At 65.7% G+C, this 19,311-nt stretch carries 10 protein-coding genes, 1 tRNA gene and 1 pseudogene; 4 read left to right on the top strand and 8 right to left on the bottom strand.

The annotated features are described in order from the left end of the window. Positions 1-293 precede the first annotated feature (293 nt). Positions 294-443 (bottom strand): annotated as a pseudogene (locus tag ACQP2U_RS07925) (TerD family protein); the annotation flags it as partial. 944 nt (positions 444-1,387) lie between these two features. Here ACQP2U_RS07925 and ACQP2U_RS07930 point away from each other — a divergent pair. Further along, positions 1,388-1,807 carry a hypothetical protein gene (locus ACQP2U_RS07930; protein WP_433714072.1) on the top strand — a complete coding sequence of 140 codons (420 nt, stop codon included), beginning with the start codon at positions 1,388-1,390 and terminating at the stop codon, positions 1,805-1,807. A 26-nt stretch (positions 1,808-1,833) separates the two neighbouring features. Here ACQP2U_RS07930 and ACQP2U_RS07935 read toward each other — a convergent pair whose 3' ends face one another. The 3 genes from ACQP2U_RS07935 to ACQP2U_RS07945 all read right to left on the bottom strand — a co-directional run bounded on the left by ACQP2U_RS07935 (position 1,834) and on the right by ACQP2U_RS07945 (position 4,482). Beyond that, on the bottom strand, positions 1,834-2,886 hold the full coding sequence (locus ACQP2U_RS07935; protein ID WP_433714073.1) for a tyrosine-type recombinase/integrase: 1,053 nt from the start codon (positions 2,884-2,886) through the stop codon (positions 1,834-1,836). Beyond that, complete coding sequence (locus ACQP2U_RS07940; protein WP_433714074.1) at positions 2,883-3,215, bottom strand: AbrB/MazE/SpoVT family DNA-binding domain-containing protein; 333 nt, start codon at positions 3,213-3,215, stop codon at positions 2,883-2,885. The genes ACQP2U_RS07935 and ACQP2U_RS07940 overlap by 4 nt, the downstream gene beginning before the upstream one ends. Before the next feature lie 928 nt (positions 3,216-4,143). Further along, a complete protein-coding gene (locus ACQP2U_RS07945; RefSeq protein WP_433714075.1) occupies positions 4,144-4,482 on the bottom strand; it encodes a hypothetical protein in 339 nt (112 codons plus the stop codon). A gap of 271 nt (positions 4,483-4,753) precedes the next feature. Between ACQP2U_RS07945 and ACQP2U_RS07950 the strand changes: the two genes are divergently transcribed. Further along, positions 4,754-6,061, top strand: a complete 1,308-nt coding sequence (locus tag ACQP2U_RS07950) for a tyrosine-type recombinase/integrase (protein ID WP_433714076.1) — start codon at positions 4,754-4,756, stop codon at positions 6,059-6,061. 281 nt (positions 6,062-6,342) lie between these two features. Here the strand turns inward: ACQP2U_RS07950 and ACQP2U_RS07955 are convergent, their stop codons facing one another. From ACQP2U_RS07955 to ACQP2U_RS07970, 4 genes are all read right to left on the bottom strand, one after another. Beyond that, entirely contained in the window at positions 6,343-7,254 is a 912-nt protein-coding gene (locus tag ACQP2U_RS07955; protein ID WP_433714077.1) for a DUF2637 domain-containing protein, read from the bottom strand. A 23-nt stretch (positions 7,255-7,277) separates the two neighbouring features. Further along, positions 7,278-8,321 carry a tyrosine-type recombinase/integrase gene (locus tag ACQP2U_RS07960; RefSeq protein WP_433714078.1) on the bottom strand — a complete coding sequence of 348 codons (1,044 nt, stop codon included), beginning with the start codon at positions 8,319-8,321 and terminating at the stop codon, positions 7,278-7,280. Continuing rightward, entirely contained in the window at positions 8,318-8,752 is a 435-nt protein-coding gene (locus ACQP2U_RS07965; protein WP_433714079.1) for a hypothetical protein, read from the bottom strand. Before ACQP2U_RS07965 ends, ACQP2U_RS07960 begins: the two co-directional genes overlap by 4 nt. A 170-nt stretch (positions 8,753-8,922) precedes the next feature. After that, positions 8,923-9,004, bottom strand: a tRNA-Leu gene (locus ACQP2U_RS07970). Positions 9,005-9,391: 387 nt separating this feature from the next. On the opposite strand from ACQP2U_RS07970, the gene ACQP2U_RS07975 reads away from it, so the two are divergent. Together ACQP2U_RS07975 and acpS are read left to right on the top strand one after the other, a co-directional pair. Further along, positions 9,392-18,748, top strand: coding sequence for a fatty acid synthase subunit beta domain-containing protein (locus ACQP2U_RS07975; protein WP_433714080.1), 9,357 nt, complete (start codon positions 9,392-9,394; stop codon positions 18,746-18,748). 93 nt (positions 18,749-18,841) lie between these two features. After that, complete coding sequence (gene acpS / locus ACQP2U_RS07980; RefSeq protein WP_040687506.1) at positions 18,842-19,276, top strand: holo-ACP synthase AcpS; 435 nt, start codon at positions 18,842-18,844, stop codon at positions 19,274-19,276. The last annotated feature ends 35 nt before the right edge of the window (positions 19,277-19,311 follow it).

Consider the following 19,311-nt stretch of genomic DNA (forward strand, 5'->3'; position numbering starts at 1 on the left):
CATTCGGCACGATCGCCTCGGGGTGGTGAGAGGAGCGGTGCGCGGAGATACGCCGAGGTCGGATGGTCCTGTTGCCGCTGCCGTGGCCGCGAGCTAGGGAGTAACGGCGCGTTTACGGGTGGCGGCGGCCACCGCGCCTGTTCGGCAGGGCCTGGCGGCATTCGCGGCCGGTTCGACGCTGGATCGGGGAACGCCGTCAACTGCGGGACGGCTTCAACTGGGTGCCGTGCGTGCAGCGTCTGGCCGATTGTTTCGGAATGCCAAGCGCCGTCGGCACGGAACATCTTGCCCATCACCATGCCGGTGTACGATCGGTCGCCGGTCAGGTCGTATCGGGCGATCTCGGCCCCGGATTTGGCATCGACCAAGCGGCGGAACGCATTCTGGATCTGATCGAAGGTCTGACCGGAATAGGAGGCCACAATGAAGAAGATCGCCGTCACTTCCAGCGGCAACCGCGTCAGGTCATCGGTGATACCTCGTTGTCGCCATTACCTTCACCGGTAACGCTATCGCCCAGAGGCCGCACCGAACCATCCTCGGAAATCAGCTGCTCGTGATAGACGACATCCACGATGGTGCCCCGCCGGTGCCATGCAGCGTAAAGACCATCAGTTTCCTTTTCCCGCCCCGCAGCCTCACATCAGTCGACCGCCGAAACGACACAAAGCCCCACCGTATGTCTTGACGTTTCCTTTACGCGAAATCCGCCGCTATCCTGCGGCCGGACCGACTGCTCGGTCCTCTCGCCCACAATCACGGCACGGTTTTGCGTCAATGTAGTTGGCGGGCAGTGGATCACAACTCGCGGATCTCGGCAGCAGCGACCCGCAGGACGCCCGAATGGGACGACTGAACCTACTGCAGTAGGCCGCACGACCAGTGCGGGCATTCATTCGGGTTCTCGGGGCAGCGGCGGAGCTGGCTGCGGTGTCTGGAGGGGCGCGGACGGGGGCCGCCGGTCACTGTGCCTGGGTGGTGAGCTGGCCGCTAGCGGCGTTCCATTCGATCCGGCCGTGTTCGAAGGTCGTGCGGAGCCCACCCGGGATGTCTTCTTCGTTGGATGTGGGAATCCGAGCGGGCCGTTTTCGTAGCCCTGGCGGACCATTCGTTACCGCACTCAGTTCGTCCGCCCGGTCAATGAGTTCCAAGCGATCTACCACCTGGTCGCCGAGATCTCGAAAGAGGCACCGACGGGAATGTCAAACCGTCACGGCAAAACCCTGCCCGTGGCGAGGAACGATCTCCTCGTATGGTTGCCCCCGGTTCGCCTGCGCGGTACCCGATCGGTCGCCGGTGAAACGACGATGAGCCCGCTGTTTTGGCGGTGGTCCGCACAGCGTGGGTGCGGCCGCATAGGTGGCGTCGAATCGGGTAGGCCACATCCATGACCCGGTCGGCCGCCGATCCGATACCGATCGATTCCGTTCAGGTATCGGTGTATGACATCCCCACCGACAGCCCGGAGTCCGACGGAACGCTGTCCTGGGATTCGACGACGTTCGTTCTCGTCACCGTCGGGGCGGGCGGTCGAACCGGCGTCGGCTACACCTACGCGGGCCCGGCGACGGCGACGGTGGTGAACAGCAAACTTGCCGGCGTGCTCACCGGACGCGACGCGCTGTTACCGGCGGCGCGTTGGAACGAGATGCAGCACGCAGTGCGCAACCTCGGCGCGCCGGGGGTGGTGGGGTGCCGCCGGTCCACGGCATCCCACGAAAGGGCCACGCCCTCAGGTTCATTCATCGTTCGGCGTGAGTTATGCGTCAGATTCATTGGCAACAGACAAGATTCGGTGCGGCAGTAGACTCGGCTGTTGGCCAGAGAGTTTGGTCAAAGGATCCGGGTGACGGTGGGCGTTGGTGTGTCATCGTCGTGTGGAGGTGCGAGGGGATGGGTTTCGCCGGTGAGTGCGGTGAGGGCGGATGCGACTTCTTCGATGGTTGCTCGAACGTAGGTGAGGGTGGTGCCGTCGTGGCCGCTGGGTGTGGCGTGTGCGGCGTAGGCGCGGGCGATTGCGTATCCGAAGTTGCGTTCGACCCAGGTGAGTGTGGTGTGTCGTAGCCAGTGGGTGGTTATCTGTTGTGTTGCGACCCAGGGTAGGTGGCGTCCGATGCGATTCCAGAGATGGTCGTAGCGGCGGCGGGTGATCGGGCGGCCATGTCGGTATCGCAACAGTTGCTGGTCTGGATCGGGGTTGCGTTCACTGTGTTCGATCAATCGGTTCATGAGGGTGGGCGATACGGGCTGCCAGTGCAGGGTTCCGCCCTTGCCGAATAGTCGGATCAGGCATTGTTCGGGGTCGAGGTCTTCTTTACGGAGGCTGAGGGCGCTTCCGGTGCGGCAGGCGGTTTCGAGGTGAAGGCGCAGGATGAGGGTGTCTAGTTCCGGGTCGTCTCCTGTGGTTGCGGCGACGTGGTTGATTTGTCCGAGTTGGCGGGCGGAGAGCGCGCGACGCGTGCTCGGCAGTCGCGTGGGCATGTCCATGTCCGTCGAGGGGTCGCTGGTGGGAGAGACGTAGCCGTCGCGGGTGGCGTATCGGTACAGGCAGCGCAGTGCGCTGACCATGTGTTCGGCAGCGGAGCGTCCGCCGCGGTTGTTGCGGCGTACGACGGCGGTGCGTCGAGTTTGCTCGATGAGTTCCTGTAGTTCGAGGGCGGTTGGTTCGTCGAGTGCCCGGTCGGGCCAGCACGCGCTGAGACGACGCCAGTAGGGCAGGTAGGCGCGTCGGGCGCCGGGAGATACTGCTTGGGCGACTCGCGGTACGTACTCGGCGAATGTGGGAACTTTGCTGCCTGGGGCCGTGGCTCGCAGTAGTTCTTCGGGGTGGATTCCCAGGCGGTCCAGGAACAGTCGAGCTACTTCGTGGTCGTTGGGGGTGCTCATGCGTCGCCCCGGAGGTTGGCCAGTGTGGACGACAGGGCCTCGTGCACGACCCGCGACGGAACGACCGCGACCACGTCGACGCTGGGTAAGCCGATGAGCAGTAGTGCATCGCCAAGGGCGATGCCGGTGGCGCGGCGCACCGCTGCAGGCAGTCGTATTTGTCCTAGTCGGCCGATCTTGTGTCGTGCTGCCTCCGGTTGGGCGGTGCGGATCGCGACGAGGTTCCCGGCGACTACGTAGGTGATGGGGTAGCCCGCGGGCCATCCCATTTCAGCGAAGATTCGTCGACCTGACAAGCGTGCGCGGTCGTTGATGATCGATACCGTCATCACCGAACTTGCTGGCTGACGCTGGTGTGGGGGTGGGACAAGTCCTCCAGGTAGAGGGAGACCTTTTTGGCGCGACTGAATAGGCATGGACGCTTCTTTCTCATCCAGCCTGCAGATTCTCCCAACCCCATGAAAGCCGATTTTTGGCGGTGGCGCCACACTGATTTCCGTGATGGGGCAGAGGAGGGCAACGTGCGGCCCAATTGGTGCCACCGTTAAGAAGCTGGGGCAGCCCTTTACTGCACTTGGTGGTCGCCCGTCTTTACCAAGTGATTTTTTGCCGTTCGAGGATTTGTTGCGGTCACCAGTAATTGCAGCTCAGTGTCGCAAAATGTCATGAAAGGTACTGAATTATCGTCAAAGTTGATTTTGTCTATGACAGGTGCCGATGTTGTCAGGGCGCTGACCTGCGACTTTATGTTGCCGAGGGGTAGGAGGTTCAAGTCCTCCTAGGCCCGTCAAATCCCCCGTGGCTCAACACCTTTTCAATATTCTTGCGCGGTTTGTGCGAATTCGCAATCGTCAATTGATTGGTTACCGCCATTGCGGCGTATGGTCGTTAGAGCGTTGCGAATCTTCCTGTGTTCACTTGTATCCCAATGGGTCTGTACTGCGTTAGTGCAGAATCTGGCGCGTAAGGTCACGGTCTCAGCCCCGCTGAGGAGTGGGATTAGTTTTTTGAGTCGCGGTGGCGTAACCGCTTGAGAACGCCAGTGTCCGACACGAATTCTCTGCCGTCTGTATCCGGTTGTTTATGTCGGGTATTGAGCGGGTCGGTCAAAGTCCGCATACCGGAGACGGTTTCGGAGAAGTGCGCCCGGAACGGTGGACCGCACGCGCGCAAGTATCGGCAGCGAGCAGTTGTGTTCGTCCGCGTGGCGGCCCTGTGTTCCGAAGCTGCAGGATGGCCGGTCCTGAGATGATGTCGCTATCGGTTCTGTGGGGGGATGGGACGGCGGCGGCGGGTGCGGCGCCGTTGGGGGCGGCGGATCGAGTCTGTTGGTTGTGTCGGTGTCGGGGGAATGGTTGGTGTGGTGGCTGGTTGGCGGGTGGCGTGGATGGCGGCGTCGATGTCGCTGGCGGTGAGGAACCAGTTGCGGCCTGCTTTGTGTCCCGGGAAACGTCCGTTCTTGAGTTGCTGGGTGTACCAGCGTTCGGACTTGCCTAGAGCACGGGCGCCAGCGGAGACTGGGTAGGTCGGTTCGTGCGGACCACCGGGTGCGAGTTGCTCGTGTTCGGGCACCGGGATATTCGAATCGTTGTTCATCCTCGACCCTCTCATGCTGGTGGAGCAGTCGATATCGGTTCGTGTGGCCGATCGGGGCGGTCCGATTCTATTTGTGGCTGGGCGATTTCATTCCACCGGTAGTGAGCTGTGATGAGCCGGTGGTAGCGGTGACGATGCACTCGCGCCGAATATCGCGAGCAACTTAGCCGGGCGAACCGAGACAGGTCTTTGTAGTTGGACGCTCGGTTCGCGGTCAGTTCGAGGTGGTGCGATCAGGTGGACGAACACTGCAACGACAGGAGCGATTCTCATGGCTACTCCTCGGCCGCGTCAGCGGAAGGACGGCACGGTCAACTGGCAGGTTCCCTTCCATTACTACGACTGCGACGGTGTTCGCCGATGCACAGCGGAGAGTTTCGGTGAGGACTACGAGCAAGCGGTGTGGTGGTGCGATTACCTCGCCCGCCATGGTCTGGACCAGGCGCTGCTGATGCTCGAGGCCAAACGCGGTGGCGGCGAGAGCGATGTGCTGCTGGACGGTTGGCTCACCGATTACGCCGACATGCTGTTGAAGACCCGCAGTATCTCCCCGCCGGTGTACCGCAAGTATCTGGGCATTATCCGCAATGACATCACTCCGTTCTTTGGGGAGAACGCTCCGATCGATGCGGTGACTCAGGACAGCGACGCGGCGTGGATCGTATTTCTGGAGCAGGACAAGGGTAACGGGGCCAAGACGATCAAGAACAAGCACGGATTTCTCTCGGCGGGATTGCGTGCGGCCGTTGAGCAGCGCCCGGTCGCTTTGTTGCCGTTCAATCCGGGCAGCGGTATGCGACTGCCCGCGTGTCACGGGAGCGAGATCGACATCTTCGACAGCGAGGAGTGGGAGTTGTTCGAGGAATTGATCATCGAACGGTGGCGTCCGCAAGCCGAGTTCGGTCTGGTGTCGATGGCACGGCCGTCTGAGGTCGGTGCTCTGCTTGTGCGCGATGTGCACCCGGTCACGGGGGCGGTGAAGATCAATAAAGCGTGGAAGGACAGTGGCTCCCGACTGACCCTGGGCGCTCCGAAGACCGAACGCGGTAAACGCACCATCAATATCCCCGTCCAAACCCTCGACCGACTGGATTTGGACCGCGATGGCGACGAATACCTGTTCTGCACCAAGGACAATGGGCCGATCAGGGCCTCTTGCTTCTACGAGAAGGCGTGGCAACCGGCCAGGCGGCGCTTGGACGCGCTGGCCCGCGCTGCGGCCGCATTCAACAAAGGTGACGACTGTCTGGCTTACCGATATCTGAGCCCGTTCACCCGCAAAGCGCTCTGGTGTGGTGCCGACCCGGTGGAGTTGGTCGCCCGTTATCCCGCGGCGCTGATGACCCTGCGGCACAAGCACCTGACCCCGTACACGCTGCGTCATACCGGTATCTCCTGGAAATTACAGGACGGCGTACCGATGTTTGTGGTCTCCCGCGACGCCGGGCACGAATCGGTCACCGTCACCGACCGCATCTACGGCCACAACGACCGCCGCGCCAGCGAATCGGCCGCCCAGGTCATCGCCCAGCGGCTGCCCCGCGTCCGCGCGAATATGCTCGCCGGGTCCGCTGCCTGACCGGTGGCGTCCGTCACCCATCCCGACCGGTCGAATTCCATTCCATTCCATTCCATGTAACGGAATGAAATGAAATGGAATGAAATTCGCAAGGCTGAAAGCCATCACCGGCCCCACCACCGCCGAGTCGTCAGTGTCGGTTCTGAGCTGCTGCACGGCACTCGTCTCGTGTGCAGGTAGAGCAGTGCAGCGATTGCTCCCGGACGCGGCAGCCTGGGCACGACATTCCCGCCCAGACCGTTCGGGAGCCGTGGCTAGCAAGCTCGCTGCGCCTAACGGAGCTACGCGGAAGCTATGAATTCATTTGGAGGGACGAGAGATGGGGAACTTCCGCCCCGGTGGTCGCTGGTGACAGTGGTTTCACTAATTGCGTCGTGGGTGCTGAAGGCTGCTGCGTCGCTGAATATTCGGCTGATGGTGGACCGGCTTTTGTTGAGTTCGTTGGCGATGCGGGTCGGGTTCCATCCGTCGCGGTGGCGGTGTGTCAGGGCTTGGGCGACGAGTGCGGGGTCGCGGCGCCGTGCTGGATCGCGTGCGCACAACCGCTCCGCCAGATCGGAAAAGTCTTGGCGGGCATCGACTGAAGCGTGCACAGGCGTGTGCACGTCACGGACCGCGTTCGGTACTGCTTGTGCAGTCTGGGCTATGTTTTCGGCGATTGGTCGCTCGGTGTGGTGCGAAGGGGAGTCATCAGCTTCGTGGTCGGCATCGTGCGGATGTTCACTGCCGTGAGTTGAGTGGGCGAGGGCCAACAGTGCGACGGTGGATTGTGCCATCGACCCTTCGATGATCAATGGCCATAGCCACGCTTCGCTGTGCGGGACACCGGCGGTGATCGCCAGCGACCGCAGTGCGGTGAACGACAACCAGAACGCGCCGGTGGCGATCAGAACGGTCATTGCGGTCGCGATCAGGTGGGTGCCGCGTGCTCCTGCGTGCGCACGCAGGAGCACCGAAACCCCATGGACGGCAGCCAATAGCGCCAGGGGCGGGATGATCGCGACCGCTGCGGCCACCGCCGGCAGGGCGGTGTTGTGCAGGAGAGCTTGGGTGGCGTTGCCGGTGATGCTGACGGTGGCTGCCGCGGCGAGCACGGTCCAGAAGAAGGCGTGCGCACGCGGTTTACGTGTGGTGAGTTCCGGTCGCGCGCTGGGCACCTCGGTGGTGGGCGAAATGGTGGCAGTGTCGGTCACGGATGGTCCTTTGTGCGACGTGGTCAGCGTGCGGACGGACTGTGTGCGCTGGGCTGGTGTGCGGGCACGAGGGGATGTGGTTCACCGGTCAGGACCGACAGTGCGGCTGCTACTTCCTGCAGGTAGGACTTGACGTAGGTGGCGGTGGCGCCGCTGGTCTTTCCGCGGTGACCGGCGTATTCGCGGGCGACGGCGTAGCTGAAGGTGCGTTCGACCCAGGTGAGGGTGGTGTGGCGTAGCCAGTGCATGGTGATGCCTTGGGCGGCGACCCAAGGGAGGACTTCGCCGACGCGGTTCCAGATGTTGTCGTATCGGCGTGTGGTGATGGGTTTTCCGTTGCGGTAACGCAGCAGTTGTTCCGACTGTGGGCTGTTGCGCTTCGTGGCGTGGTCGAGCAGGTGCCGCATCAACGTCGGCGATACGGGCTGCCAGCGGTCGGCGCCGTCCTTCTCCCGCAGGTACACCAGGCATTGGTCGGGGTCGAGATCGTGCGGGCGCAACGCCAACGCACCGCCTCGGCGGCAGGCTGTTTCGATGTGCAGGCGCAGGATCATCGAGTCGAGTTCGGGGTCGTCACCGGTGGTTGCCGCGGTCTGGCAGATTTCGGCCAGCTGGGCCGAGGGGATCGCGTATCGGTGCGAGGGGCGTCGCACCGGCATCGTGAGCTGGCGTGCTGGGTTGTCACACGGGCGTACCCAGCCGTGGTCCTCGGCGTAGCGGTACACACATCGCACGGCGCTGATGAAATGCTCGACCGCGCTCGCGCCGCCTCGGGACGCGCGGTTGACGCGGGCACCGAGTTGGATGGCGCGTGCCATTTCGTCGAGGTCGGATTTGGTCACCTGATCGAGGCGGCGGTCCGGCCACTGCTGTTCCAGCCGGTCCAGATGGGTGCCATAGGTGCGTTTGGTGCCCGCCTTGAGCGTTTCGCGGATGCGGGGAACGATCTCGGCGAATGTCGGCGCCGTTGCGCCGACGGTGACGAGGTCGGCGGGGGAGATACCCATTTGGGTCAGCAGCAGCCGTGCTGCAGCGACAGTTTCCGCGTTGGCGGTCGGTGTGTTCATCGGCGCACCGCCTCGAGCAGTCGCAGGCTGGCGGCACACAGTTCGTCGAGTGCGGCGGGTGGGTGGATCAGCAGTTGCTGGTGGGTGCAGTGTCCGATCAGCAAGGTTCGGTCGCCGACGAACAAGCTCACCTGCCGCCGCAGCCGATACGGAATGCGGAAGTACCCGCCCGCGGCGATGACGGTGTGCCCGTCGAGGGCCGGTCGAGCCAGCAGTACCCCAGCGTCGAGGTGGGTCAGCTGCAGACGGGTGCCGGGTCTCCAGTCGAGCGCGGCGAAGCCGAGCTTGTCGAGGACGCGGCCTCCGTCGCCGAGGGTGCAGATCCCGTAGACGACATCACCGTCGGCAGGGCGCACCGTCCGGCTCTCGGGCATCGGGCCGTGGATGAGCTCCTGCAGTGGGGCATGAGGCGGGATGACAGGCGCGATCATCGGCGATCACCTGCGCCAGCAAACTTCCGCGCGGGGGCAGATATGACGCAATCTGGCAGATCCGCCAGGAATCGGTGCAGGTCAGAAGGTATTTCCACTGGTCGGCTCCTGTGTGTGCAAGGGCACTCGCACACAGAGCACGGATTTCTGTCACGTTTGACGTGAATCTGTGCGCGAGAGGGGACTTGAACCCCTACGTCCGTGGACACCAGAACCTAAATCTGGCGCGTCTGCCAATTTCGCCACTCGCGCTTGATGGTACGACCGTCCAAACTCTACCGGGCTTGATCGACATCGCGAAGAGCAGCCCCGGCATGTCGTACTCGCCAGTAACACCACCTGGTATTATAACGATTCGATAACGCTCAACATGAGGAGTGCTCATGTTTCGTACGCGTTAGTAACCGGGTGGACCAGCGGGTTTGAACATGAGGGAGAGTCATGTTTCTGGCCATTCTGGTACGGCAGTGTGGAAATACTCGGCGGTAAGGCGCGCGTCGCAATGCAAACGTGAGGATTTCCTCATGATTTTCTGGAATCCTTGCAGTCATCAGGGCTCATTGGTGAGAAACACCTGCGCACCCGAGGGAGCGGCGTGTCTTGAACGGCATGTCGCCAGGAGAAGGAAGTCGAAGCGTCTTGACAATCAATGAGAGCACTGCGGCCGGAACCGGACAGAGCCCGAAAGTGGTTGGGGCGCCACAGCAGGGGGGTTCACGGGCTCCGCTGCTGGATCGACTGCTGGGCGGAACGCCCTACGCGCTGGCTTTCGGTGGGCAGGGTGCGCGTTGGCTCGGTGAGTTGGAAGATATCGGGCGCGATGCCGCACTCGAGCCCGAGCTGACCGCATTGGTCAACCAAGCGGCGACGCTGCTGGAACCCGTTGCGGGGCAACTCCTTGTCGTGCGACCGGTCGGCTTCGACCCGATCGGCTGGATGCTCGAGAACGAGCTCGCCGAGGGTGATGAGGCCGAGGTTTCCGGTGCGCCTTCGGAGCAGGTGCTTCGGTCCGCCGTCGTTTCGATGCCGGGTGTATTCCTGACACAGGTGGCCGCCGTGCGCGCGCTGCGGCTGCAGGGGCTGGATGCCAACGAACACGCGCCGGTCGCGGTCGTCGGGCACTCCCAGGGGCGCCTCGCCGCGGCCTCGGTGCAGGCCGGTGGACAACGCGACGCCGAACTGCTCGCCATCGCCCAAATGATCGGTGCCGCAGCGGGTTTGGTTGCCCGGCGGCGCGGTCTGATGCCGGTGGGCGAGCGTTCGTCGATGGTCGCGGTATCGAATGTCGATCCCGAATATCTGCGCACGGTGGTTGCCGAGGTCTCCGCGGGCGTGGATCCCGCCGCTGCCGCGGTGATTTCGATTCGCAACGGTCGTCGGCGCGTGGTGCTCTCCGGTACGCCGACCCAGCTGGAGCGGGTGCGTCAGCGTTGCGCCCAGATCCATGACGCGCAGACCCGCGAACGCGATGCCAAGACCCGTGGTGGCGCGGTGTTCGCGCCGGTCTTCGAGGATCTGGCCGTCGATGTCGCCTTCCATCACCCCGCGCTCGCCGACACGGTCGACATCGTGAGCGGCTGGGCGTCCCAGTGTGGTCTGGATGCGGAACTCGCGGGTTCGCTGGCCAAGGAGATCCTCGTCGACCCGATCGACTGGGTCGAGGAGGTGGACGGTGTCGTCGCCGCCGGTGCGCAGTGGATTCTCGATCTGGGTCCCGGCGATCTGCTCAGTCGGCTCACCAGCGGTTCGCTGAAGGGCACCGGCGTCGGCATCGTCGCGGCGGCGACCCGTGCGGGCCAGCGCAGCCTGCTGACCCCCGGCGCCGCGCCCGAGGTCGCCCAGCCGTGGTCGGCCTTCACGCCGCGTCCGGTGCGTCTGCCGAGCGGACGCGTCGTGGTCGAGACCTCGTTCACCAAGCTGACCGGTCGCTCGCCGATCCTGCTGGCGGGCATGACCCCGACCACCGTGGACGCGAAAATCGTTGCGGCGGCGGCGAATGCGGGCCACTGGGCGGAGCTGGCCGGTGGCGGCCAGGTCACCGAGCAGATCTTCGCCGACCGGGTGGCCGAGCTGAAGACGCTGTTGCATCCGGGCCGCGCGGTGCAGTTCAACTCGCTGTTCCTCGACCCGTACTTGTGGAAGCTGCAGCTCGGCGGTAAGCGTCTGGTGCAGAAGGCCCGTGCGGCGGGCGCGCCGTTCGACGGTGTCGTCGTCACCGCGGGCATTCCGGAGCTGGAAGAGGCCGTCGCGCTGATCGCGGAGCTGACCGAGGTCGGCATAACGCATGTGGCGTTCAAGCCGGGCACCGTCGCCCAGATCCGCGCGGTGCTGCGGATCGCCGACGAAGTGCCGGACTACCCGGTGATCATGCACATCGAGGGCGGCCGGGCCGGTGGACACCACTCCTGGGAGGACCTGGACGACCTGCTGCTGGAGACCTACGCCGAGCTGCGCAACCGCGACAATGTGGTGGTCTGCGTCGGTGGCGGCATCGGTACCCCGGAGCGTGCCACCGAATACCTGACCGGCGAATGGGCTGTGCCGCACGGCTATCCGGTGATGCCGCTCGATGGTGTACTGGTCGGGACCGCCGCCATGGCGACGCTGGAGGCCACCACCGCACCCGAGGTCAAGCAGCTGCTCGTCGATACCCCCGGCACCCCGGACTGGGTCGGCGCGGGTACCGCGACCGGCGGAATGGCTTCCGGCCGTAGTCAATTGGGCGCCGATATCCACGAGATCGACAATGCCGCCTCGCGCACCGGCCGCCTGCTCGACGAGGTCGCCGGCGACGCCGATGCGGTCGCCGAGCGTCGCGACGAGATCATCGCCGCGCTGAATGCCACGGCCAAGCCGTATTTCGGCGATGTCACCACCATGACCTACCTCGAGTGGCTGGAACGCTACGTCGAGCTGGCCGTCGGCCTGGACCGGCGCAAGGACTTCGACTGTGGCAGCGACCTCGGCGACGCCATCCTCGACGCCACCCGCTCGGTCTGGCTCGATATCACCTGGCGGGATCGGTTCGCGGAGATGATGCGCCGCACCGAATCCCGGCTGCACCCGGCCGATCGCGGCGAAATTCCGACGCTGTTCGAATCCGACGAGGCCTTCGAGAGCCCGGTCGACGCGCTGTGCGCGCTGAAGCAGCAGTACCCGGCCGCCGAGCAGACCCTGCTGCACCCGGCGGATGTGCCGTTCTTCGTCAGTCTGTGCAAGACCCCGGGCAAGCCGGTGAACTTCGTGCCGGTGGTCGACGGTGATGTGCGCCGCTGGTGGCGTTCGGATTCGTTGTGGCAGGCCCATGATCCGCGCTACTCGGCCGATCAGGTCTGTGTCATCCCAGGCACGGTCGCGGTCGCCGGTATCACCCGCGTCGACGAGCCGGTCGGCGAATTGCTCGATCGTTTCGAGCAGGACACGGCTTACGCGCTGGTTCGCGCCGGGGTATCGCCGGTCGCGGTGCACGCGCGCCGCTCCGCTGGTGTCACCGAGGGCCCGATCGACGCGGTGCTGGCCGCGCCGGATGTCCAATGGTCCGGCCGCACCACGGTCAACCCGATCCACCGCCTCGGCGACGTCGCCGAATGGACCGTCGACGACAAGGGTGCGGTACATCCGCCGACCGGTGCGACGGTCACCGAAACCACTGGTCCTGATGCCGATCACGCCTATGTCGAGCTCACGGTGCCGCTGTTCGGCGGTGACGCCGTGCGCATCCGCCTGCGCATCACCGTGCCGACCTCCCTCTACAACGGCGGCGCGCCGGTCATCACCGAAACCGATGCCGACACCGCCATGTCCGCACTGCTCGCGGTCGCCGCGGGGCAGGCGCTGCCGGAGGTGAAGGGCAAGGTCGCACACCTCAACGTGGCCTGGACCCCGGACCTCATCGCCGACCACGCGGGTGTCACCGGTTCGGGCCTGCCCGGTGCGCTGAGCACGCTCGGGCGCAGCGCGCCCGATGTGCTTGTCGGCGCGTGCTGGCCCGCCGTCTTCGCGGTGCTCGGTGCCGCCCGCAGCGCCGACGGTGACAGTGTCATCGAGGGCATGCTGGATCTGGTCCACCTCGATCACCAGATCGCACTCGAGCGTGATCTGCCGCAGGACACCAGCATTCTCGTTGTCCGCGCGGAATCGGGCGACGTTGTCGATACCGACCTGGGGCGCGTCGTCGAGGTGCGGGTGTCGGTCGGCGAGATGCGCGATCAGGGCCTCGATGTGGTGCCGCTGGCGACGCTGACCGAGCGCTTCGCCATTCGCGGCCGCAATGGCGCGGGCGAGCTGACCGATCCGCCGCGCGCGGCCGGAGTGGTCTCCGATGCGGCCACCGACACCCCACGTCGCCGCCGCCGTGACGTCACCATCCTGGCGCCGCGCACCATGCGTGCCTTCGCCGCGGTCTCCGGTGACTACAACCCGATCCACACCAGTGATTCGGCCGCCAAACTGGCCGGACTCGGCAGCCCGATCGTGCACGGCATGTGGCTTTCGGCCGCCGCGCAGCACGTGGTGTCCGCGGTGGATCCCGAAAGCTCCACTCCGGCACGAACTGTGACCGCGTGGACGACTCGCTTCCTCGGTATGGTCCGCCCGGGTGCGCAGATCGATGTGCGCGTCGAGCGGATCGCCGTGGACGCGGGCAGTGAGATCGTGGAGGTTTCCTGCCGCGCCGACGGCGATCTGGTGATGACCGCGACCGGTCGCACCGCCGCTCCGAAGACCGTCTACGCCTTCCCGGGCCAGGGTATTCAGCGCAAGGGCATGGGCCTGGACGCCCGCGCCCGCTCCAAGGCCGCCAAGGAGATCTGGGACCGGGCCGATAAGCACACCCGTGCGGCACTGGGCTTTTCGATCCTGGCCGTGGTCCGCGACAACCCGACCTACCTCAAGGCGCGCGGTGTCGAGCACCGGCACCCGGACGGCGTGCTGCACCTGACGCAGTTCACCCAGGTTGCGATGGCGGTGCTCGGTGTCGCTCAGGTCGCCGAATTGCGTGAGGCCGGTGCCTATGTCGAGGGCGCCATGCTGGCCGGACATTCGGTCGGTGAATACAACGCACTCGCGGCCGTCGCCGGTGTGCTGCCGCTGGAGGCGGTGCTGGAGGTCGTCTTCCAGCGCGGTTCCGCCATGCACGAGCTGGTGCCCCGCGATGCGCAGGGCCGCAGTGACTATCGGATGGCTGCCATCCGGCCGTCGCAGATCGGGTTGCCCGATGACGAGGTCATCGACTTCGTCAAGGGGGTGGGCGAGAGCGTCGGGGAATTCCTCGAGGTCGTCAACCTGAACCTGCGTGGTTCGCAGTACGCGATCGCGGGCACGGTCAAGGGCCTCGAGGCGTTGGAGACCGAAATCGACCGTCGCCGTGCCGAATTCGGCGGTAAGCGGGCGTTCATCCTGGTTCCCGGCATCGATGTGCCGTTCCACTCCACCGTGCTGCGCGAGGGTGTGCCGGAGTTCCGGCAGAAGCTCGAGCAGCTGCTGCCCGCGGATCTGCACCCGGAAGTCCTGCTCGGACGCTACATTCCGAACCTGGTGCCCAAGCCGTTCTCGCTGGAGCGTGCATTCATTCAGGAGATCGCCGATCTGGTGCCCTCCGAGCCGCTGGCCGCCGTGCTCGCCGACTTCGACAGTTGGTCCGCACGCCCGACCGAACTGTGCCGTGTGGTGCTGATCGAGCTGCTGGCCTGGCAGTTCGCCAGCCCGGTGCGCTGGATCGAGACCCAGGATCTGCTGTTCACCGATGCCGCCCACGGTGGACTCGGGGTGCAGCGTTTCGTCGAAATCGGTTTGGGCGCAACGCCGACCGTGGCGAACCTGGCCAGCCAGACGCTGAAGCTGCCCGCCTTCGGCACGGTCACCGTCGAGGTGCTGAATATCGAGCGCGAGGCCGCGATCGTCTACTCGACCGATACCGATCCCGCGCCGGTCGACGAGCCCGCCGACGAGCCGGTCGAAACCGCTTCGGCCGCGGCGCCGGTCGCGGCGGCGGCCCCGGTGGCCGCACCGGTCGCGAGCTCGGGTGGTCCGCGTCCGGATGACATCGCGTTCACCGCTGCCGACGCCACCCGCGTACTCATCGCGCTGTGGACCAAGCTGCGGCTGGATCAGATCGGCCCGGTCGACACCATCGAGGGGCTGTGCGACGGTGTCTCGTCGCGGCGCAATCAGCTGCTCGTCGACCTCGGCTCCGAGCTGTCGCTGGGTGCGATCGACGGTGCCGCCGACGCCGATATGGGTGCGCTCTCGGCCACGGTCGAGCGACTTGCCCGTACCTACAAGCCTTTTGGTTCGGTGCTGTCCGATGCCATCGGCGATCACCTGCGCAAGGTCTTCGGTCCGTCCGGCAAGCGGCCCGCGGCGATCGCCGAGCGCGTCAAGAAGGTCTGGGAGCTCGGCGACGGCTGGGCCCACCATGTCACCGCCGAGGTTTCCCTCGGCACCCGTGAGGGTGTCAGCGTGCGCGGCGGTGATCTCGGCGGGCTGGTCGCGAGTGTGAGCGACGCCGCCTCGGTCGATGCGGCCATCGACGCCGCAGTGCAGGCCGTCGCGGCTCGGCGCGGTGTCGCGGTATCGCTGCCGAGCGCGGGCGGCGGTGGCGGTGCCACCGTGGACGCCGCGGCGCTTGGTGAGTTCACCGAACAGATCACCGGCCGCGACGGCGTACTTGCCACGGCCGCACGGGTGGTGCTCGAACAGCTCGGCCTGACCGAGCATGCGTCCGCACCGGAGGCTTCGGACGACACCCTCGTCGATCTGGTCTCTGCCGAATTGGGTTCGGAATGGCCGCGTTTGGTCGCGCCAGCCTTCGACGCCCGCAAGGCGGTGCTGATCGACGACCGATGGGCGACCGCGCGCGAGGATCTGGCCGAGCTCTGGCTGCTCGATGACATCGGCTCCGGTGAGGAGTCGGTGGAGGGCTTCCTCGGTGCGGGTGAAGCCGTTGCGGCACAGGCGAACTGGTGGCGTGAGAAGGCCAAGCACGAGGCCCGCTCGGTGCTCGCCGGACTGTACGGGCGTATCGCCGAGGCCGCGCTGAACACCGAAGACTCCGGCCTGTGGTCCTCGGATATCGCCGTGATCACCGGTGCCAGTAAGGGTTCCATCGCGGCGGCGGCCGCGGGTCGACTGCTCGGCGGCGGTGCCACCGTTGTGGTCACCACCTCGAGCCTCAACGACGAGCGACTCGGCTTCTACCGCAAGCTCTACCGTGAGAACGCGCGTCACGGTGCCGCGCTGTGGGTCGTCCCCGCGAATATGGCGTCCTACCAGGACGTCGACGCGCTGATCGACTGGGTCGGCAGCGAGCAGATCGACAATGCCGGTGGTGCGAAGGTCAAGATCAAGGACGCGATGACACCGACCCTGCTGCTGCCGTTCGCGGCGCCGCGGGTCGCCGGTGATCTCGCCGACGCCGGCGCCCGTGCCGAAATGGAGATGCGGGTGCTGCTGTGGTCGGTCGAGCGGCTGATCGGTGGACTGTCCAAGATCGGCGCCGATCACGATGTCGACGCGAAACTGCATGTGGTGCTTCCTGGTTCGCCCAACCGCGGCATGTTCGGCGGCGACGGCGCCTACGGTGAGTCCAAGGCCGCACTCGACGCGGTGGTCGCCAAGTGGCGCGCGGAGAAGTCGTGGTCGAGCCGGGTGACCCTGGTACACGCACTGATCGGCTGGGTGCGTGGCACCGGGCTCATGGGCCACAACGATCCGATGGTGACAGCGGTCGAAAAGGCCGGTGTGCATACCTGGTCCACCACCGAGATGGCCGATGAGCTGCTCAAGTGGTGCACCTCGCGGGCCCGTCAGGTGACCGCCACCGGACCGCAGCAGATCGACCTGACCGGCGGACTCGCCCGGGTCAAGCTCGATCTGCCCGCACTGGCCAAGCAAGCTCAGCAGGACGCATCGGTCGAGACCGAGGAAGCCGTCGCGGGGGCGACGATTTCGGCGCTGCCCGCACCGCCGACCATGAGCTCGGCGCTGCCGGTGCCCGAATGGGGTTCGGTCACCGCCGATCTCGCCGATATGGTCGTCATCGTCGGCGCGGGTGAGCTCGGCCCGTACGGTTCGGCGCGCACCCGGTTCGAGATGGAGGTCTCCGACGAGCTCTCGGCCGCTGGTGTGCTCGAGCTCGCCTGGACTACCGGCATGGTCACTTGGGAGAACGATCCCAAGCCCGGTTGGTATGACACCGAATCCGGTGACTACGTCCCCGAACACGAGCTGGCCGAGAAGTACCATGACGCGGTCGTCGCGCGCTGCGGTGTGCGCCGCTACGAGGACGACGGCGCCATGATCGACAATGCCGCACCGCTGATGACCTCGGTCTTCCTGGATCAGGATCTGACCTTCACGGTCGGCGGCGAGGCCGAGGCGCGCGCCTTCTACGCTTCCGATCCGGAGCGCACGGTGATCACACCAGTCCCGGATTCGGGTGACTGGCAGGTGATCCGCAAGGCGGGCACCGAGATTCGCGTGCCGCGCAAAGCCAAGCTGTCGCGCACCGTCGGCGGTCAGATCCCGACCGGCTGGGATCCCACCATCTGGGGCATCTCCGCCGACATGGCCGCCTCGGTGGACCGGGTCGCGCTGTGGAACATCGTCTGCACCGTGGACGCGTTCATCAGCTCCGGTTTCAGCCCGGCCGAGCTGATGAGCTGGGTGCACCCGAGTCTGGTCGCCAACACCCAGGGCACCGGCCTGGGCGGCATGACCTCGATGCGCACGCTCTACGTCGACAACCTGCTCGGTGAGCCGCGCCCGAACGACATCCTGCAGGAGGCGCTGCCGAACGTCGCGCTCGCGCATGTGGTGCAGTCCTACGTCGGCAGCTACGGCGCGATGGTGCATCCGGTGGCGGCCTGCGCGACGGCCGCGGTGTCGGTCGAGGAGGGCGTCGACAAGATTCGTTTGGGCAAGGCCGAACTGGTGGTCGCCGGTGGGTTCGACGATCTCGGTATCGAAGGCATCGTCGGCTTCGGTGATATGTCGGCCACCGCGGATTCCGCGGCCATGAGCGCCAAGGGCATCAGCGACCGGTACTTCTCCCGCGCCAACGACCGCCGTCGCGGCGGCTTCGTGGAATCGCAGGGTGGTGGCACCGTCCTGCTCGCGCGCGGTGACGTGGCGGTGGAAATGGGCCTGCCGGTGCTCGGTGTGGTCGCCTTCGCCCAGTCGTTCGCCGATGGTGTGCACACCTCCATCCCGGCTCCCGGCCTGGGCGCCCTCGGTGCGGGGCGTGGCGGTCGCGAATCCAAGTTCGCTGCCGAATTGCGCAAACTCGGTGTGGCGCCGGACGATATCGCGGTCATCTCCAAGCACGACACCTCGACCGCGGCCAATGATCCGAACGAGTCCGAACTGCACGAGCGGTTGGCCACGGCCATCGGACGCTCCGAAGGCGCGCCGCTGTTCGTGGTGTCGCAGAAGAGCCTGACCGGACATGCCAAGGGTGGCGCGGCCGCCTTCCAGCTCATCGGCCTGTGCCAGGTACTGGAAAACGGTGTGGTACCGCCGAATCGGAGCCTGGACTGTGTCGATGACAAGATGCATGCCTACCCGCATCTGGTCTGGGCGCGCGAACCGCTGCGCTTCGGTGAGCGGTTCCCGCTCAAGGCCGGTCTGCTGACCTCGCTCGGCTTCGGCCACGTCTCGGGCCTGCTCGCGGTGGTGCATCCGGAGGCGTTCATCCAGGCGATCGAGCCGGGACGGCGCGAGGAATACCAGCGCCGGGCGCAGCAGCGTCAGCTCGCCGGACGGCAGCGGTTCACCGAGGCCATGTGCGGCGGCGCCCCGCTCTACGAGCGGCCCGCGGATCGGCGCCTCGGCGCCGATGGCACGCCGTCGGAGCAGAAGCGGCAGCTGGAGGCCGACGTGCTGCTCTCGCCGGAGGCACGGCTGTCGGGCAATGGCACCTATAGGGCCGATGGCGCGGGTTGTGGTACCGGGGCAGTGATTCTCGGGCAACTCGATGCCGGTGGCTCTATGGCGTAGCGGCTTCGGCCATTACCGTGCAGAGTGCGGTCGCTACGGCGGCCGCACTCTGAGTTTTTCATTTGAGCTCGAAGGCTGAGGAGCGGCGACGCATTGACCATCCTGGGTATCGGCTTGGACTTGGTGACCATCTCCGAGTTCGCCGAACAGTTGCAACGGTCCGGAACCACCATGCTCCGGGAGAGTTTCACCGCCGGTGAGCGGCGCTACTGTCAGAGTAAGGGCACCGACCCGGCACGCAGTTACGCTGCGCGCTGGGCGGCCAAAGAGGCGGTGCTGAAGGCATGGGCGTCTTCGCGTTTCGCGCGCCGCCCGCAGATCGGCGACAATCCGTACCCCCTCATCGAGGTGGTCAACGACGCCTGGGGTCGCCCGAGTATCAAACTGCACGGCCTCGCCGCCGAATTCCTGCCTCGCGCAAGGGTTCACCTGTCTCTGACGCACGACGGCGACACCGCGGCCGCGATGGTCGTCCTCGAGGACCCGGGTGAACTCGCCGACCTGATCGAAGGTCGCGAAGCGCAGTAGCCGACCCATGTTCGAGCCGGGAACCCAGGGTTGCC

Origin of the sequence: Nocardia sp. CA-084685 (assembly GCF_050955785.1) — a bacterium.
In the GTDB taxonomy this organism is placed as follows: domain Bacteria; phylum Actinomycetota; class Actinomycetes; order Mycobacteriales; family Mycobacteriaceae; genus Nocardia.

Bases quoted from the DNA above. Each gene is read 5' to 3' on its own strand.
- ACQP2U_RS07930 (WP_433714072.1), top strand. From the start codon at position 1,388: ATGACCCGGTCGGCCGCCGATCCGATACCGATCGATTCCGTTCAGGTA.
- ACQP2U_RS07935 (WP_433714073.1), bottom strand. From the start codon at position 2,886: ATGAGCACCCCCAACGACCACGAAGTAGCTCGACTGTTCCTGGACCGC.
- ACQP2U_RS07940 (WP_433714074.1), bottom strand. From the start codon at position 3,215: ATGACGGTATCGATCATCAACGACCGCGCACGCTTGTCAGGTCGACGA.
- ACQP2U_RS07945 (WP_433714075.1), bottom strand. From the start codon at position 4,482: ATGAACAACGATTCGAATATCCCGGTGCCCGAACACGAGCAACTCGCA.
- ACQP2U_RS07950 (WP_433714076.1), top strand. From the start codon at position 4,754: ATGGCTACTCCTCGGCCGCGTCAGCGGAAGGACGGCACGGTCAACTGG.
- ACQP2U_RS07960 (WP_433714078.1), bottom strand. From the start codon at position 8,321: ATGAACACACCGACCGCCAACGCGGAAACTGTCGCTGCAGCACGGCTG.
- ACQP2U_RS07965 (WP_433714079.1), bottom strand. From the start codon at position 8,752: ATGATCGCGCCTGTCATCCCGCCTCATGCCCCACTGCAGGAGCTCATC.